General features: G+C 42.2%; 16 protein-coding genes. 12 read left to right on the top strand and 4 right to left on the bottom strand.

From position 1 onward, the window contains the following. Nucleotides 1-15: 15 nt before the first annotated feature. Genes CVV21_00740 through aroQ form a run of 3 tightly spaced genes read right to left on the bottom strand, consistent with a single transcriptional unit; the run spans nucleotide 16 to nucleotide 5,929 of the window. Nucleotides 16-2,229, bottom strand: coding sequence for a hypothetical protein (locus CVV21_00740; protein ID PKL92903.1), 2,214 nt, complete (start codon nucleotides 2,227-2,229; stop codon nucleotides 16-18). After that, nucleotides 2,226-5,498: a hypothetical protein gene (locus CVV21_00735; GenBank protein PKL92902.1), complete on the bottom strand. Its 3,273-nt coding sequence runs from the start codon at nucleotides 5,496-5,498 to the stop codon at nucleotides 2,226-2,228. The genes CVV21_00740 and CVV21_00735 overlap by 4 nt, the downstream gene beginning before the upstream one ends. Continuing rightward, nucleotides 5,495-5,929 carry a type II 3-dehydroquinate dehydratase gene (aroQ, locus tag CVV21_00730; GenBank protein ID PKL92901.1) on the bottom strand — a complete coding sequence of 145 codons (435 nt, stop codon included), beginning with the start codon at nucleotides 5,927-5,929 and terminating at the stop codon, nucleotides 5,495-5,497. The genes CVV21_00735 and aroQ overlap by 4 nt, the downstream gene beginning before the upstream one ends. A 150-nt stretch (nucleotides 5,930-6,079) precedes the next feature. Here aroQ and CVV21_00725 point away from each other — a divergent pair, with 150 nt between their 5' ends. From CVV21_00725 to CVV21_00690, 8 genes are all read left to right on the top strand, one after another. Continuing rightward, nucleotides 6,080-6,991 (top strand): hypothetical protein, encoded by a 912-nt coding sequence (locus CVV21_00725; GenBank protein ID PKL92900.1) that lies wholly within the window; start codon nucleotides 6,080-6,082, stop codon nucleotides 6,989-6,991. Between the two features lie 92 nt (nucleotides 6,992-7,083). Then, nucleotides 7,084-7,842, top strand: a complete 759-nt coding sequence (locus CVV21_00720) for an ABC transporter ATP-binding protein (GenBank protein ID PKL92899.1) — start codon at nucleotides 7,084-7,086, stop codon at nucleotides 7,840-7,842. Beyond that, nucleotides 7,820-8,629, top strand: a complete 810-nt coding sequence (locus CVV21_00715; GenBank protein PKL92898.1) for an ABC transporter permease — start codon at nucleotides 7,820-7,822, stop codon at nucleotides 8,627-8,629. Before CVV21_00720 ends, CVV21_00715 begins: the two co-directional genes overlap by 23 nt. Before the next feature lie 184 nt (nucleotides 8,630-8,813). Then, a complete protein-coding gene (locus CVV21_00710; GenBank protein ID PKL92897.1) occupies nucleotides 8,814-10,952 on the top strand; it encodes a hypothetical protein in 2,139 nt (712 codons plus the stop codon). Between the two features lie 51 nt (nucleotides 10,953-11,003). Beyond that, on the top strand, nucleotides 11,004-11,417 hold the full coding sequence (locus CVV21_00705; protein PKL92896.1) for a two-component system response regulator: 414 nt from the start codon (nucleotides 11,004-11,006) through the stop codon (nucleotides 11,415-11,417). Between the two features lie 121 nt (nucleotides 11,418-11,538). Beyond that, nucleotides 11,539-11,928, top strand: coding sequence for a diacylglycerol kinase (locus CVV21_00700; protein PKL92895.1), 390 nt, complete (start codon nucleotides 11,539-11,541; stop codon nucleotides 11,926-11,928). Between the two features lie 163 nt (nucleotides 11,929-12,091). Then, entirely contained in the window at nucleotides 12,092-13,246 is a 1,155-nt protein-coding gene (locus CVV21_00695) for an aminotransferase (GenBank protein ID PKL92894.1), read from the top strand. A gap of 16 nt (nucleotides 13,247-13,262) precedes the next feature. Further along, nucleotides 13,263-14,846 (top strand): phosphoglycerate dehydrogenase, encoded by a 1,584-nt coding sequence (locus CVV21_00690; protein ID PKL92893.1) that lies wholly within the window; start codon nucleotides 13,263-13,265, stop codon nucleotides 14,844-14,846. Here the strand turns inward: CVV21_00690 and CVV21_00685 are convergent. After that, nucleotides 14,841-15,107, bottom strand: coding sequence for a hypothetical protein (locus CVV21_00685; protein PKL92892.1), 267 nt, complete (start codon nucleotides 15,105-15,107; stop codon nucleotides 14,841-14,843). The two genes, CVV21_00690 and CVV21_00685, sit on opposite strands and share 6 nt — an antisense overlap. 470 nt (nucleotides 15,108-15,577) lie before the next feature. Between CVV21_00685 and CVV21_00680 the strand changes: the two genes are divergently transcribed. From CVV21_00680 to CVV21_00665, 4 genes are all read left to right on the top strand, one after another. Further along, on the top strand, nucleotides 15,578-16,858 hold the full coding sequence (locus CVV21_00680; protein ID PKL92891.1) for an adenylosuccinate synthase: 1,281 nt from the start codon (nucleotides 15,578-15,580) through the stop codon (nucleotides 16,856-16,858). A gap of 45 nt (nucleotides 16,859-16,903) precedes the next feature. Continuing rightward, on the top strand, nucleotides 16,904-17,251 hold the full coding sequence (locus CVV21_00675; protein PKL92890.1) for a hypothetical protein: 348 nt from the start codon (nucleotides 16,904-16,906) through the stop codon (nucleotides 17,249-17,251). Between the two features lie 8 nt (nucleotides 17,252-17,259). After that, nucleotides 17,260-17,589, top strand: a complete 330-nt coding sequence (locus tag CVV21_00670; GenBank protein PKL92889.1) for a hypothetical protein — start codon at nucleotides 17,260-17,262, stop codon at nucleotides 17,587-17,589. A gap of 67 nt (nucleotides 17,590-17,656) precedes the next feature. Further along, nucleotides 17,657-18,220 carry a hypothetical protein gene (locus CVV21_00665; protein ID PKL92888.1) on the top strand — a complete coding sequence of 188 codons (564 nt, stop codon included), beginning with the start codon at nucleotides 17,657-17,659 and terminating at the stop codon, nucleotides 18,218-18,220. The last annotated feature ends 73 nt before the right edge of the window (nucleotides 18,221-18,293 follow it).

Raw genomic sequence — 18,293 nt, 5'->3', positions numbered from 1 at the left:
GCTATACTCTTTGGGCTACCTTTTTAATGATATAAGTTTTACCACGCCAAGCACAAGGCAGAAAATAAAAATCAGGGAAAACAGTATTTTGTAATAAGTATAATTTTCAGGGGTATAGTTTAAAAGAATTTCATGTACTCCCGGCTGAAGTTTTAGCCCCATATAAAGGCCAAAAGCCGGTTCTATTTTTGCCGACATGTTATCCACATATGCAGTCCAGCCGGGGTATTGGCTGTTGCAGAAAATAAGCCAGCCTTCCTGCCCGTTTGTAACGTTAACCTTTAAATTTCCAAACTGATGTTCGTTTTTTCTGGACCATGAGATTTGGGAAATAAGCATTTTTGGAATTTTAGTATCCTGTGAAACGAAGAACAGCGGGTAAGCTTTTTCGTTTTTAAAAACCTTTATTGAATTTTTGTTGAATATTTTTTCATATTTCTTACTGTCAAGTTCAACAGGCGATATTATGTATTTGAGATTTAAGAGGTTTATTATGTCGCTGTTGTATCCATCATCGCGGTTTAAGCGGTTTACAAACCGCGTATAATTTAAAAGTTTTAAGTCGTTCTGTCCAAAAGCGTCAAAGAGGCCGTATGTCATTCCCGAAGAAGAAGGCAGTGAAAGTTTAAAGTTTTTTTCGGAGCGTGTTACATAATTAAGCCGGTAAACAGAGCCTGCTTCAGGCAGCTGTATATGCCCGTATTTATAGGAAGAAGTGCGGATTAATTCCGCGGTTTTTGGCGTGAACTGCGGGCCGAAAATGCCGGACTGTGCTGTTACGGGGTTTGTTCGGGACATAAAGGTATAAAGTTCACAAAAGATTAAAGCTATCAGCAGGGCGTGATAAATAGCCGGCCTGATGAGTTTTTTATTGAAAAGGGTATAAAGCGTAAAATTAAGAGAATACATTGCAAGCACAAAGAGAGAAGCTTTTGTAAGTTCAATCATACTTATATTGTCCAAACCAAAAGCTGCGGAGGCCTGCCTGTTAAAAAGGGCAAGAAGTGCGGGGATAAGTAAAAGGAAGTAAAGCAGGTATTTAAGGAATACTTTTTCTGATTTTTTACCGGTGTCAGGTTCGGATAAAACTGAAAGCGAGTTTGCCGCGATTAACCCGGCCGGAAGCATAAGAAGCGAAAGGGCTGTGCCCGGAAACCGGGCTTCCGTAAAGAACGGGGCAAATTTTAGTATGAAAGAGTGAAGCGGGGTATTTTTGCCCAGGGCTAAAAGCAGCGCTAAAATAAAGACAATAAATGAAAAATAGAACAGGTGGTTTTTCTTTCTAAACGCGGAAATAACAAGCAGAAAGAAAAAAGTGGCGGATAAAAATAAGTTTATACCCCTTGAATAACCGCTCCATCCTGATAAAGAAGCGTAACCTGCATGCGGCGGCGCCGACATGGTGAACAGGTTTATGAATTTCATTGAATTAACGGCAAGGGTTTCGTAGTCCGGGATTACTGACGCGGCGGAATTGAAAAGAAGTTCAAAGAAAAGCCCTGACTGCGGCATCGTGATAATAAGAGACATAACCAGCGCGGAAGCCAGAAAAATAAAAAGCTTAAGCAGCCTTGTTATTCTGAATCCTTTTCCATAAAAAGAAATGTAGTAAATGCCGAAAAGCAGGCAGAAAAGCAGGTTGTTAATGTAAGTCCTGTAATGCCCCGCAAGAAAAGATAGCGCCAGAAGCGCGGAGCCCAGTATAAAGAAAGTGGCTTTTTTTCTGTCAATGAACACCTTAAAAGTGTAAAGTATGGCTGGTAGAAAAGAGGCTGAACCAAGAGCTGCAAGGTTGTTGATTTTAGAGGCAAAAAAAGAATTAAATATAAATATCAAAGCCGCCGCAAAAGCCGGCGCGGGATCGCACCCTAAAGCCCTTGCCAAAACGTATGCGGAAAAACCGGCAATGATAAAGTGCACCACAAGATAAATCTTTAAGGCAATAGGAAAATCAAAAAGCAGAAATACGATTCCCGGCGGATACATTATCCCTTTTTGTACGTCCGCGATAAAAGGTACGCCTGAAAAAACATAGGGGTTCCAGAATGGCACTGTGCCGGACTGCAGTGAATTTCTTGCAAAATCTTTCCACGGATAAAACTGGGTATAAAGGTCGCCGATAAAAAATGTCCTGTCAGTAAACAGGATACCGGAAAAATATAAAGTTACCGCGCCTGCTATCATTATAAAAGGCAATAATGTGTCCGGGTATGTGAAATTTTTTTTCATTTTGCCCGTTCACCGCATATTTCGGGGAATTTTTTTAAAAATTCCGGTGTTTTTTTCAGGTGCGCCGCGTCTTTAAGATACTCGCACGCTTCGTCTTTCTTGCCAAGCTGGTTTAATATTAAGGCTTTGTTAAAATAAAGTATGTGTATGTCAGGGAAATTAAGAAGCTCTGTCTCGTAGTCGGTTCTGGGGATAACGCTGGTCAGAATAAATTCAACCTGATTTAGTTCTTTCAGGGCGCTTTCGGCATCGCCTTTTGACCTGTAAATAAGCGCCAGGTTGTGCCTTGCAGACGCGTAATTTGGCTCATATTCCACTGCCTTGCTCAATAATGCTTCAGCGCGGGCAAAATCATTATTTTTACTTATCAGATAATTGGAGTATTCCAGTAGGGTAAAAACCCTGTAAGGATTTGCTGTTATGGCAAGTTCGTAATATTCAGCGGTAAGAAGCGGTTTGTTAAGCAGGCTGCCCACGCGGGCGGCATGCAGCAGAGACAGGGTGTGATACTTTGAATAAATTGAGACTTTTTCAAAACATGCAAGGGCTTCGTTAAAATTTCCGGTTTTTTCTGCATACAGCCCTTTTTCATAAAGTATATTGGCGTTGAAAGGTTCTGTAAGCAGTGCCATATTAAGAAGCGAAATACCCGCCGTTTTTTGCCATTTATCTTTTGCGTAATAGGCTACGGCAGGCCGTATAGCCATGCTGAATATTATAGCTGTAAGAATAAGCGCCGGAAAATAATGAACTTTGGTAAAAACAAGCGCTTCTTTTGACAGGGTGCTTATGGAGCCTTTTTCCGGCACCGCAATGGAGGCCAGTGCAGCCGCGGTAAAAAAGATACCGGGCAGGTGAAGGTTGAAATCCACCATTGAATGAAGCGCTATGCCTGTAAGGGCAAAATAGGCGCCTGTTTCAGCCGCCCAGTTTTTTTTGTGTTCGCGGTTTTTTGGGATGTTTTTGAAGATGAAAAATAAAAGCGTTAACAGGGCTGCCAGGCCCAAAAGTCCAAGTTCTGCGGCGGCCTGAAGATATTCGTTGTGGGCATAATCTGCCTGCATCTGATAGCGCGCAGGCGCGTCTATCGGGAAATTGTACGCGGGGAAAATGGCGGCAAAACTGCCTATGCCATGGCCCAGAAGCGGTTTATCCGCTGCCATTTTAAGCGAGGATTTAAAAATGGACAGCCTGTTGAAATAAAAAGGGTCTTCCTTAACAGAAATTATCTTGCTTCCGGAAGGTGAAATGCCGGTAAAAGACGCTGCAATTAAAATCACCGCCGCAATGCTTATAAATTTTGATTTAAAAGCAACCCTTGCCGGTGTGTCTTTGACGTTTTCCCGGCTGAAGTAATAATAGAGGCATGAAATAAAAAAGACAAAAAGCAAAGAGAGCATGCCCCCCCTTGAACGCAGCGCTGATATGGTAATTGCAATATAGGCAAGCCCTGCTATTTTAAACGGCAGGTAGTCTATTTTTTTCTCCAGCAGCACCCTGCTTAACAGCAGTGAAAAAGATATTACAAGGTATCCTGCCAGAAGGTTCTGGTTGGGGAAAAAACCGTTCATTGTTGTATGCCTGCCTGATATAACCGAGTATATTACCTGCCCCCACGCTGCCGCTGACAGGGCAAGCCCCGCCCAGACCAGAATATTGGCAATTACTATCCTGTAATCTGACCTGCGCAAAAATTGCGAGCAGAGATAAAAAATAGTGACTGCGGAGAGTATTATCTTAAGGGAATTTATGCCTGAATTTATGTCCGGAGTATAAAGTATTGAAAAAATAGAGAGTATTATAAGTACACCCGCCGGAATTTCCAGGCCTGTAATTTTAAAATCCTCTTTACTTATTGCCCATAAACCAAAACCTCCCGCCACAAGGATTCCGGCGGCGGAATAAGCATAAGGATGTTTAAGGCCGGTCACGGCGCTTAGAATAAGTATGGTGATAATGAAAGCAAATATAATGTCGCGCCGCAGCCCCGGATTAATGCCAAGCAGGTAAGACAGTTTGAATTTACGCAGTTCAAGGTGGCCGATCTTAATCTGGCTCATCAAAGCGGCGCTTAACGCGGTAAAAAGTAAAGTGATTTCAAGGTTGTAAATGTCAAAGTCTGAAAGGTTATGTAAAAGCGAAGCGGTGATGCCTGTAAGAAACGCAAGTACATGAGTCTTGGTTTTTGGAGTGCGCAGAAAATAAAAGTTTTTAATTATTGAACGGTATCCCCGAAAAATTAAGTAGGCAAAAAGAATAAGCCCTATAAGGCCTATTTCTATCATTGCCTGCATCGGGGCGTTATGCGCAAATTTAAGGTAAGAAACATTTTCCGGCCTTAAATTATTATAGACGGTTTCAAACAGCCCGGGGCCGTAGCCGGTAATAAGGCTGTTTTTGATGAGCGTAAGCATGTAAAAGAAACTATCTATTTTTCCTGAAAGGCTTGAAGAAAGGCTTTCCATCCCGCGTATATAAACGGTAAAAGCAAGCGCGACGGCGCACAGCCCAAGAAAAGCACCCATTAGCATCCTGTATTTTTTAAGGTGGACGTCCCTGAAAAGGAAAGATAAAAGCACGGCAACAAAAAGCGATGCAAAAGCGCCTGCCGATTTTGTCAGCACAAGGCAGCCAAGCATAAGCACAACAACACCGGTCAATACAAAACGGTACTTTTTTTCTGTCCGAATAAAACCAAAGACGGGGGGGATAAGAAGTATTAAATATCCGGCAAAGGTATTAGGATATATGAAAAATGAAAAAATTCTTCTGCTTTCAAGCCTGGCTTTTATGTCCGAAAATCCCGGGGTTGCAGCAGACAGGTTTTTTAGGTCCTCGGTGAAACTGAAAAAATACTGGTGCAGCCCTTTAAAACAGGCGATTACAGCTATGGCAATTAAAAAGAAAGCTATATATTTAAAGTATCTGCGGGAATAAACATACATAAGATAATAAAACAGAAGAAAAACGCAGAAAGAAACAGCTGTGTTCAATGACATGGCGTGGTTGCCGGACAGCGGAACTGATATCCATACCCAGGCAAAAAGTAAAAACAGCGGCCCGTCTACAGGCGTTTCAAGCGTTTCCTGGGATATCCTGAAAAATTTTGAAGCCATTATGTACATAAAGGAGCACAATATCAGCCCTGTTTTGTAAAAAATTGCGGCTTCAGGAAAAAGGTACGAAGGAAATATAACGGATAAAACAAGCACTGCCGTTATTAATGAAAGAATTGCCGTATCGGTATAGCGAATTATCCTTTCGTTCATTGTATCAGTTTAGAGGCCGCTTCAAGGGCAAGGTAATAGCTTTCAGCGCCGAAACCGGAAATCTGGCCTTCTGCCACCTGTGCCACAAAAGATTTTTGCCTGAAGTCCTCTCTTTTGTAGATGTTTGAAAGGTGTACTTCAATTGTAGGTATTGCCACCGCGGATAAGGCATCCCTTATGGCAACGGATGTGTGGGTGTAGGCGGCAGGGTTTATTATTATGCACTGCGCCCAGTTAATTGCCTGATGAATGGCATCAACCAGCTCTCCTTCGTGATTGCTTTGGACTATTTTAAGTTCTATACCTGCGGTTGATGCCATCTGAGTCAGTTTGTCATTTATGTCAGACAGTTTTACGTTTCCGTAAACATCAGGCTCCCTCTGTCCCAGCAGGTTAAGGTTTGGCCCGTGTATAACAAGAATTTTTTTCATTAATGCTCCCTTTTTTACCCGCCGTTTTATCAATAAAACACATATACGGGATTTTTTACAGTATATCAAAAGTTTCCGTGAATTCAATATCAAAATTTGATATAATTGTTTGTCTTTAATGCATATAATAAGGAAAGGCGAAAATAAAAAATGATTTCAAACAGTACAATACCGGTTTTTCCTGATTCTGTCCCTTTAGCGCTTGAACACAGGGAAATTGTTGAAAAAGCCCTTGAAAAAAGGCAGCCCGTGGTGTCAGAGCATAATTTTACGGAAATTTTCATGTGGAAGGACAGCAGGGCATTAACCCTTTCAATGCTGGATAACTGCCTGATAATTTCAGGAAAAGCGCCGGATATGCACTTTATGCACCTGCCCCTGGGTAATGAAGGCGTGCCATCGGCGATTAAAAAAGCGCTTGGTTATTTCAGGGACAAAGGGATTAAATGCGGTTTATACGCCCTTGTACCGGAAGAATTTGAAAAGTTTGGCGTGGATTCACCTGAATTTATCAGGGAGCCGTTAAGGGATCAGTTTGATTACGTGTATTTAAGGGAAGACCTTGCGCGGCTTGAAGGCAGAAAGTATGACGGCAAAAGGAACCTGATAAAGAAATTCAAAGAGGCAAATTCTTTTAGTTTTGAAAAGATAAGCAGCGCGAATATAGAAGAGTGTATTGTTTTTCAGGAGCACTGGTGTAAAGTAAGAAACTGCCCGGATGATTTGTCTTTAAATGAAGAAAGCACCGGTGTAATGGAAGTGCTTAAAAATTTTAACAGCCTTTCCTGTATTGGCGGTGCGTTAAGGATAGACGGGGCCATACAGGGGATTACCGTTGCCAGCAGGCTTAATGAAAATACGGTACTGGTGCACATTGAAAAAGCCAATGCCAGCTATAAAGGCATTTATCAGGTGATAAATAATGTATTTGTGAATGAAATGCCGGGCGAATTTGTGTTTATAAACAGAGAGCAGGATGTGGGTGTTGAAGGTTTAAGAAAAGCTAAATTGTCCTATTATCCCCACCATATGGTGGAAAAACATATGGTATCGCTGAAGTAAAAAAAGTCCGGCGATATGTCATTTAATCTTTATGGCTGCAGTTTATTTAAAAATGTAATATCCGGAATTAATTATTTAATGGAGATGGTTTGATGGATGAAATAGCGGTAAAGGCACAGGGTATATGCAAGACATATAGGGCCGGTATTTTTAAAAAAAGGGAAACAAAAGCCCTGTTAGGTATTGATTTAGAAGTGCATAAAGGCGAACTTTTTGGAATTCTTGGGCCTAACGGCGCCGGTAAAACCACATTTCTTAATATAATTATGGGAATACTGGCACGCGACTGCGGCACCCTTTCTATTCTTGATGAAAACATTGAACATGGTTTTCCTGAAAGGCTTAAAATGAGAATGAATATGAGCTCCGGCAATGCCAACTTTCCATGGTCGCTGACAGTAAGGGAAAACATTATTTTTTACGGTAAACTTTATGGTATGAAAGGCAAAGCGCTTGCTGATAAAACTGATGAGCTGATGGAATTTGTATCGCTGGAAAAATACAGGGACAAACGTTTTGATGAATTATCAACGGGTAATAAGCAGAAACTGGCGCTGGCAAAATCGCTGATAAATGACCCGGAACTGCTTCTGCTTGATGAACCGACAACCGGTATGGATCCTGATATTTCCGCAAGGATACGCGCCATGGTAAAGGATATAAATAAAAAGCGGGGTATCACGATACTTTTAACCACTCATTATATGAAAGAAGCGGAAGAACTGTGCGGAAGAATAGCTTTTATAAAAGGCGGGGCAATAAGCGCGCTTGGAACAAAAGAAGAGCTGCAGACGCTGGTAAACGCCAGAGATATGGAGGAGGCTTTCATTGAGCTTGCATCAGAAGAATAACAGAATCCGCGCGATGTTTGGAAGGATATTCGCGCTGGCATACCGTAACTATGTATTTTCCATCAGAAACATATCCGCCGTGCTGGAAGTGCTTTTCTGGCCGGTTATAGGTATTGTAAGCATAGGCATGATGGGGTCTTTTCTTAAAGTGGATAAACAGATGCTTGCGTTTCTTTTAACCGGGGCGATAATGGCAGGCGTGCTTCAGGTTGTGCAGCTTGATGTGGCATTCGGCTTTTTATATGACGTGTGGTCCAAAAGCTTAAAACAGACGCTTATGTCGCCCGTGTCTTCTTTTGAATATGTAATAGGGCCGTGGCTTTTCTCAATGGTAAAGGGAACTGTTGCTTTTATTTTTTTAAGCCTGCTTTCCTTCTGGTGGTTTAAGTTTTATCTGCCGCCGCCCGCCACTTTTATTTTTGCTTTTGGCGGGGTGATGTTAAGCGGCCTTATAGTGGGAATGACTGTCATATATTTCCTTATGATTTTTGGATCCAGAATAGATGTGGTGGCGTGGATGATTTCCGTGCTTATGATGCTTGTCTGCGGCATCTATTATCCGGTGACAATGCTGCCTTCCGGTATCGTACTTATCGCCAAACTTATTCCGCTGACTTATTTTCTGGAATATTTCAGGACAGGCTACGGCTTTGCGCTTAACTTTGCCCATCCCCTTCTTAAAGGGTACGGCCTGTCGCTTTTATACATTATTTTTCTTTTTTTTATGATAGAAACCGCGCTGATGAAGGCGAAAAAAACCGGAATGATAGTGAGATTATCAGAATAATAAGGCAATAATATGCAGGGTATATTTGGCCCAAACGGTATGCTTTCCGGTATAAAAGGGCGTTTATCCTTTGCAGCCTTTAATATGTTGAAGTTTGACGGGCGTAAGTGTAGAATGAGAATATGCCCGTAAATAACGGGCCGCAGCCTTAAAAAATGCATTAATACGAAAGGGAAAACGGGGAATGGAAGAAAGCGGCAAAACGGCACAGCTTGATACAGCCAAGGTTTTTAACCTTAGGGTATGGGAAGGTATTCAGTACAAACTTTCCAGCGTGCTTGGCATTGCGGTAAGGGTGATAAGCGAAGATGGCTCTATTATAACCGAAGAAACCAATTTTTCTGAATTCTTCCGGTATTTACACTCTTCTGAAAAAGGGCGCCGGGTGCTGGAAATAAAACCCGAAGAATTAAAAGATGCCGAAAAAGAGGTAAAGGTATATGCCGGCCTTACTTATCTTTTTTCTTCCACATATTTTTACGGAAAAAAATTTAATATTATTGTCGGTGTAACCGGCAAAAGCGAAAAGCCGCAGGAAATTCTTAAAGGGATAAGCGATACCACGGGTTTAAAATATGAAGAACTTCTGAAAACATATGAAGCCATTGAAGTGATACCGGAAGAAAAAATATCCAAACTTTCTGACCTTATTGTGGATCTTTTTAATATAGTCGTGGAACTGTCTGTACAGGAACACATCACCCAGAGCGCCAACAAGGCAAAGGAAGAAGAAATAGCAAAGATGGCCGCCCTTATGGAAGCCAGCGTGATTATAAATTCCACAAGAAATCTGGCGCAGCTTTTAAGGATTATCATGCAGTCAGCGGAAAAAGTAATGCAGGCAGAGGCTTCTTCTGTCTTTCTTATAGACAGCAGCAGCAATGAACTGTATTTTGAGATTGCAACAGGGCCAAAGGAAGAAGAGGTAAAAAAGATAAGGCTGAAAATGGGCGAAGGCATTGCGGGATGGGTTGCTTACACGGGAGAATCACTGCTTGTTCCGGACGCGTCGCAGGACCCGCGTTTTGCAAAAAGGGTGGATGAAAAAACCAGGTTTATAACAAAGTCGGTAATTTGCGTGCCTTTAAAGGTGCGCAATCAGATAATAGGCGTGGTTCAGGTATTAAACAGGATAGGGGGCGGTACTTTTAACAAGTCTGAAATAAAATTTCTGGAAGCCCTTGCCTCGCAGGCTGCCATTGCCATAGAAAATACCAATCTGTATGAACACCTTGAAGAACGCGCGGAAATGTTAAACAAGGAATTAAAAGACGCTATGGATAAACTTGGCTTTGAAAAAATGCGCGTGGAATCAATGATAAAATCCATGGATGACGCTGTTGTGGCTGCCGACAGGGACGGCAAAATAGTTATGTTAAACAGGGTGGCAGAGGATATTTTTGGAATTACCGCGGCAAGTTCATATGGGAAGCCCGTGGCTGATGTAATTAAGGACAGGTCAATTGTTGATAATTACAAGGTGGTGGCCGCGCTTAAATCCACCACAAAAAATGAAGTTAAAATAAAAAGGGGAAATAAGGAACACATTTTTGCAGCTGTCTCCGCGCCTATACTTGATGACAGGGGCGAATACGCCGGCGGTGTGGCGGTGTTAAGGGATATTACAGAGATAAAGGAACTTGATAAAATGAAGTCAGAGTTCTTAAATATGGTTTCGCATGAATTAAGGACTCCGTTGACCCCCATTCAGGCTTACAGCGAACTTATGCTGGTAAGGAATGTCAGCGAAGAAAAGGTAAAAAAATACGCTGATATAATAAACAAGGAAACACAGAGGCTGGGTTCGCTTATCGGCGACCTTTTAGACCTGTCCAGAATAGAATCAGGAAAAGGGTTAAGCCTGTCCATAGAAGAATTTGATTTTAAAGCGTTTTTGTCCGGCGTACACGAAACTTTCCGCAGCGCAAGCGTGAAACACAAAATTATTTTGACAATGCCTGATAAAAGTGAGAAAATAAAGGCTGATAGAAACAAAATGATACAGGTTATGTCCAACCTTCTGTCAAATGCCATAAAGTACTCGCCTGACGGCGGGAACATTTACATTACAATGACGGAAACCGAAGACAAAATGTATGTAAGCGTAAGGGACGAGGGGCTTGGGGTGGCAAAGGGAGACCTGGATAAGATCTTTGAGAAATTTTACAGGGTTGAAAATGAAAAAATAAAGAAGATAGGCGGAACAGGGATAGGGCTTCCGATAGTCAAATATATACTGGAACTGCATAACGGGGATATTGAAGTGATAAGCGAAGAAGGAAAAGGCAGCGAATTTAAATTTTACATTCCCAAAATAAAATAAGAAAGCATTCCGGCGCCGTTTAAGCGGTGCGGGAAAATCAAGGAGGGCAATATGTCAGAGAAAAAGAAAATTGTAATTGCGGATGACGAACCATTTATTCTGTCCGCGCTTCAGGATACTTTATCGGATGATTACACGGTTTTTTCAGCTTCAAACGGTAAAGAAGCTGTGGCTCTTGTGGGAAAGACAATGCCGGATCTGGCGATTCTTGATGTAATGATGCCGGAAATGGACGGGCTTGAAGCCTGCAAGGTATTAAAGAAAGACAGTTCCACAAAGAGTGTGCCGGTTATTTTGCTTACCGCAAAAGGGCAGATAACGGACATTGAAAAAGGATTTAAGTCCGGCGCTGATGCTTACGTGGTTAAGCCTTTTTCGCCGGCAAGGCTTATGGAAAAAGTGGAAGAGATATTTGAAAAAGTACAGATGAGAAAAAAGATAATTGAGGATAAAAAGAAAGCATAGGGGATTTAATACAAAAAAAGCCGCGGTTGTGCGTACAGCATACCGCGGCTTTTTTTGTATGATTAACACAGGGTTTTTGGCATTTAATAAAACTGACTGTTAAACAGGGGGAGGACAGCACATGTTTGAACTGATAAACAAATTAATTAAAAGTACAATGTACGGGCTGCAGGGGCTTTGGTACGGGTTTTACACAAAGAAGAATATAATCACAACGTTTGTAATCCTGTTTATTTATATTTTCACAATCTGGTATTTTGACGTGGATGTAATAAGGGCGGTAATAATACTTCTTGCCTGCCTTGTCATAATAGTAGCGGAAGTTCTAAATACGGCGATAGAAAAGGTTATTGATGTACTGTCCCCAAAATACAACAGGGGCCTTGGGCTGGCAAAAGACATATCCGCCGGCGCAGTGGTTGTGGCTTCGCTTGCGGCGCTGACAGTATCAGTGATTTTATTGTGGAAGCCCGTTATGACAAAGCTGGCAGAACTTATAGTAACAAAATAATAAGTCCAATAGGGCATATAGGACCTATTTAATTGTGAAATATTTCACTAATTGTGGATAAAAAACCTCAAAAAAATCCTTGACATAAAAAGACTTGTTTTATATACTTTAATCACAAGTTAGTGAAATTTATCACACCAATACCATATAGGAGGTAATAATTATGAGAAAAAAGTACATCATGGCACCCGGACCCACAGAAGTACCCGCAGAAGTCCTTGTAGAAGCGGCAAAACCGGTAATTCACCACAGAACCCCGCAGTATCGCAAGATTTTAACAGAAGTTGTGGATGGAATGAAATATGTATTGGGTACTGAAAATAATGTGTATGTAATCGGCGCAAGCGGAACAGGCGCAATGGAAATGGCTGTTGCCAATACCGTTAATGCCGGGGATAAAATCATAGTGGCTTCCATCGGCGTTTTTGGCGACAGATGGGATGCAATTGCAAAAGTTTACGGCGCCAATATAGTTAAAATTGCCGCGGAATGGGGAACTGCTGTAAAACCGGCAGAGCTTAAAAAAGCGCTTGATGAAAACCCGGACGCGGTTGCGGTATTTACCACCCTTAATGAAACGTCAACAGGCGTTTATAATGACATTGAAGCATTTGGAAAACTGACAGCAAACCACAAGGCACTTCTTGTAGTGGACGGGATAAGCGGAATTGGCGCCCAGCCTTTTTATATGGATAAGTGGAACGTGGATATAATTGCTGTGGGCTCGCAGAAAGGCCTTATGATACCGCCGGGGCTTGCTTATATAGCTGCAAGCAAAAAAGCATGGGCTGTAATTGAAAACTGCAAATCACCTAAATTCTATTTTGACATGAAAAAATATGAAAAAGCAACAACCAAGGAAAAAATGCCTGATACGCCTTTCACATCAGCTGTGTCTTTAGTATGCCAGCAGGCTGCCGCGCTTAAACTTATAAAGGAAGAAGGAATTGAAAAGGTATGGGAACGCCATGAAAAACTTTCAAAAGCGGTGCGCGAAGGCATTAAGGCGCTTGGCCTTGAACTGTTCGCCAAAGAAAATCCCGCTGTTGTCCTCTGCTCGGTGGTTGTACCTGAAGGCATTGACGGCAAGTTGCTTATGAAAAAAATCCGCGATGAATACGGAATTTCTATGGCAGGCGGACAGGGAAAGATGGAAGGCAAGTTATTAAGAATAGGCACGCTTGGATACACAGACAGGTTTGACGCGGTTATGGGCGTTGCGGCGGCAGAGATGGCGCTTAAAGACATGGGCGCAAAGATAGAAATAGGAAAAGGCGTTAAAAGGACAATGGAAGTCCTTATGGAAGAAAAATACTAAAAACGGAGGATACACCATGCAGAAAATATTTATCAGCGACAAATTAAGCGATGATGCTTTAAAGCTGCTTGAAAATGAAAAGAGTGTTGAATACACAATGAAGCCGGGTCTGACCGAAGATGAACTTGCGGAAGAACTGAAAAACTATGACGCGCTTATTATAAGAAGCGGCACTACGGTTACCGCCAAAGTGCTTTCCAAGACCACAAGGCTGAAAATTATCGGCCGCGCCGGAGTGGGCGTTGACAATGTGGATATTCAGACCGCAAGCCAGAAGGGTATTATTGTCATGAACACGCCGGACGCAAATACGCTTTCAACCTGCGAGCAGACAATAGCCCTTATCATGGCAACCGCAAGAAATACGCCGCAGGCGTACGCGTCGCTTAAGGCAAAAAAATGGGACCGCAGCAAACTTACAGGCATTGAATTATACGGAAAGACCCTTGGCGTTGTGGGCCTTGGCAGGATAGGCGCGGAAGTGGCAAAAAGAATGGAATCTTTTGGAATGAAGATAATAGGTTATGACCCGTTTGTCACAAAAGAAAAAGCGGATGCTATGGGGATTGAAGTGATGGAACTGGCCGAGCTTTATAAACAGGCGGATATCATCACCATCCATGTCCCAAAGACAAAAGACACAAAGGACCTGATAGGAAAAGCACAGATAGACACAATGAAAAAAAGCGTAATCCTTATCAACTGCGCGCGCGGCGGCATTATCAACGAGCAGGCGCTGTATGAAGCTTTAAAATCCGGAAGGATTCAGAAAGCCGCCCTTGACGTTTTTGATAAAGAACCTCCTTTTGACAGCCCGCTTCTGGAACTTGAAAATATCATACTTACCCCTCACCTTGGCGCGTCAACTGTTGAAGCTCAGGAAAAAGTGGGTACGGGTATTATTGATCAGGTGGTGGAAGCGTTAAAAGGCGGCATGGTAAGAAACGCGGTTAATATCCCCGCAATAGACCCGGAACTGTTAAAAGAAATGCAGCCTTACCTGAACCTGAACGAAAAGCTTGGAAGCTTTGTGGCGCAGATTGTTGAAGGCAATATAAAGAGCATGACGGTGGAATACAGCGGAAGCGTGACCGGTTATGACCTTAAGATACTTACCATTGCGGCTATAAAGGGAATTCTTATGCCCGCTTCAAGCGACGGGGTAAATTACGTTAATGCCAACATCCTTGCAAAAGCCAGGGGCATTGAAGTAATTCAGAAGACAACAGATATAAAGAGCGACTTCCCAAACATGATAAGCGTGACAATAGAGACAGATAAAGAAAAGAGAAAAGTATACGGTGTGCTGTCCATAAACAAAGAAGCCAGGATAGTAAAAGTGGATAACTTTGAAATGGAAATTACGCCGGAAAAGAACATGTTAATCTATAAGAACGTGGATAAACCCGGTATTATCGGGCGCGTTGGTACCATCCTTGGCGAAAAGGGCGTAAACATAGCGTCGTTTGACGTAGGCCGCTGCAGGGAAGACAAAGTGGCAATGGGTATAATCACCGTTGACAGCGACGTCCCCAAAGACGTGGTTGACAGTATTAAAAACGTGGCAGACATTCTGGAGATAAAGTCAGTAGTTTTATAAGCTGAATAATATTGTAGCAAAAAAAAGCGCGGGCATACACCCGCGCTTTTTTTTTATGTTATTGTTTGTTATGTCTTGGTAGACGCGGGTCTTTAGCCCGCGGCAGTTATGTTTTATTTTACACCCGACCCTCTGACCATCCGTGCATCCGACCCTCCGTTTTACAGGTTTTAGGTATAGGTAGTGGTAGTGGTAGGCGCATCCCTTTAGGGTGCGGCAGTTGATTTGGGATTTTGTTTTTTCTTCCGTCCCTCCGTGCATCTGTCCCTCCGTCCCTCGTGTTTCCCGGGGTTGGGTATATTTTTTCAGCGCGCGCCGCAAAATTGGTATTCTTGCAGGCAAACAAATTTGAAATCAACAGGCATGTTAATTCATTGGCAATCGGGAACTCCCGGCACATCCAAATATGCCGGCGCAGCATTAAACCGCTCCTGCCGCATACACAGTTAGTTAGAGCAGCACGCACTGAAAAAACATACCCAACCCCTGTTTTGCTTCTGCCCTTCCAATTTTCAAATTTTGAATTTTCAATATTTGTTTTATGTTTGTTTTTACTTCCGTCCTTCCGTTCTTCTGACCTTCCGACCCTCCGACCCTCCGACCCTCTGTCCCTCCGTCAGTACGGCTCCTCTAAATTATTCTTGCATGCGGGGATAATTAATATATAATAGGAAAGGTTTGTGCGCGCTGATTTAGACGGGCGCGGATTACATATTTCAAGGAGTGCTGATATGCCTGCAGATGTTATAATAGGTTCGCAGTGGGGAGATGAAGGAAAAGGAAAGATAGTTGACCTTTTTTCGGAGAAATATGACGTTATAGTGCGCTATCAGGGCGGCGCTAACGCCGGCCATACGGTAATCATAGGAAATAAAAAATACATAATGCACCTTCTGCCTTCCGGTATCCTTCACGGCAACAAACTTAATATAATCGGAAACAGCGTTGTACTGGACTTAAACGCGCTGGTGGAAGAAATAAACGGGTTAAAGGCGCAGGGGATAAAAATCACATCCAAGAACCTTATCATCAGTGATAACGCGCATGTGGTTCTGCCGTACCATAAGGCAATTGACAAAGCAAGGGAAGGCAAAAAGACAGGCGATAAAAAAATAGGCACGACAGGCCGCGGAATTGGGCCCGCGTATACGGATAAATACACCAGGACAGGCATCAGGGTAAGGGATTTATTTAAAACAAAGACACTTGAAGAAAAAGTCACAGAGAACCTTGATGAAAAGAATTTTTTATTAAAAGAATTTTACGGGGCTGAACCTGTTTCCAAAAAAATGGTTATGGATGAACTTGCAAAGTTAAGCAAAATAATAAAGCCGTTTGTGGGGGACACCTCATCGGTTATTAATGCCGCGCATAAAAAAGGCAAAAAAATTCTTTTTGAAGGCGCGCAGGGAGCCCTATTAGACATAGATTTTGGCACATATCCGTTTGTTACTTCCAGCAACCCCACAATCGGCGGGGTAATGACAGGCGCCGGCATTTCACACAAAGTGATTAATAAAGTATGGGGAATAACAAAAGCTTATCAGACAAGGGTGGGCAACGGGCCTATGCCTACAGAGATGGATGAAAAGACAGGCGAAAAAACAAGAAAAGAAGGCGGCGAGTTTGGCGCGACAACAGGCAGGCCAAGGCGCTGCGGATGGCTTGACCTTGTGGCATTAAAATATGTATGCGAATTAAACGGGCTTACGGATATAATACTTACAAAGATTGATGTTTTATCCATATTTGATGAAATTAAGGTTTGCACAGAGTATATGGTTAAGGGCAAGAAAACAAAGTCTTTTGTGGCCGACGGCGAAGAACTGTATTCCGCGAAACCTGTATATAAGACATTAAAAGGGTGGGGTGCGGACCTGTCAAAGATAAAAAAATACGCACAGATGCCCGCAACCGTGAAAAAATATATTAAATTCATAGAAGATTACACCGGTGTAAAAGTGTCCATAGTTTCAGTGGGGCCGGAACGCGAGCAGATAATAATAAAATAAAGCAGACAATAAATATAAACTGTTAAATGGCGGGTTATTCAGTCTGTGAAAAATAGAAATTTAGTGTTTTTAATGCTTATGGCGGCTGTATTATCTTTTATATCTTCCTGCGCAATTTTTGAAATCACATCCGGGCAGGAAACATCCGAAGAACAAGCTGTGCTTGATACACAGAACCTGCCGACAGGCGATGATTCCGGATATCAGCCGGCAGCTTCAACCGCTGCTGAAGATGAAATTGTTTCATGGGAAGATATTGACGCAGCCGAAGCTCAAAAAGAGATTGAATCGGCCGACATACAGGGCGCGTCAGAAGAAGGGTTTGATAAAATGGTTTTAGAGCCCACCCCTGCCGCTGTTACCGCGCCAAAAGAACTTGAAGAAGAGGAATAATTAAAAAAATGAAAACCGTATTGCTGCTTGTAATTTCAAATATTTTCATGACCTTTGCCTGGTATGGCCATCTTAAATTTAAAGACCAGCCGCTTTTTAAAGTGATACTTATAAGCTGGATAATAGCGTTTGTGGAGTACTGTTTTCAGGTGCCGGCAAACAGGATAGGGCACGGTCAGTTTTCTGCGGCAGAACTAAAGACCATTCAGGAAGTAATAACACTTATTGTTTTTGCGGTTTTTTCTGTATTTTACCTGAAAGAACCCATGAGATGGAACCATGCGGCAGGATTCGCGCTTATTGTACTGGCTGTTTTTGTTATTTTTAAGGAGTGGTAAAAATTATCTCTTGAAATAATGTTTTTTAGGGTATAATTGTTATATTAGAAAGAAACGGGCGGTGTAAATGGAAGTTAACAGGAATATGATGGTTTTACTTCCGGAGTTTATCAGAAAAAATTTCGGAGAAGAAAATTTTCAGGCATGGCTGAAGAAAATTCCCAAAACAGCCGAAAAGTTATATTCTCTGCGGAAGTTTACCGCTGAATGGTATGATTCCGACGATTACTTTGTAAAACCATCCCTTAAAATGTGCGAAATGTTTTATGATGGCGATATTTCGGGCTGCAGGGAGTATTCAAAGTATGACACAAAAAAATGGTTTTCGGGGTTAACCGGACTTTTTGTAAAAATTATGCCGGTATCTTTTCTGGCAGATAGATTTCTTATACCCAACCTTCATTCCCATTACAGGATAGTTGACGTTAAAACAATCAAACACGATAAAGGGCACTGGGTTTATTCCATCCTTGGCCTTGACGGCACGCAGGGCGCCGCGGCTGAACATTTTGCCGGAGTAATAGAAGTGCTTCTTGAGATGAAAAAAAAGAAGGATATAAAAGTCTGCGTGGAGACCTCAAGAAAAAAGCACAAGCTTTATACGATGTATGAAGTGATATATAAAGACTGAAAACTTATCCCATAAATAATAGCAGAGGCTTGGATGTTTAGAGGCTTGGATGCTTAGAGGCTTGGATGCTTGG

The organism is Candidatus Goldiibacteriota bacterium HGW-Goldbacteria-1, assembly GCA_002839855.1.
In the GTDB taxonomy this organism is placed as follows: Bacteria; Oederibacteriota; PGYV01; order PGYV01; family PGYV01; genus PGYV01.
This window is presented reverse-complemented; position numbering and strand designations above follow the sequence as displayed.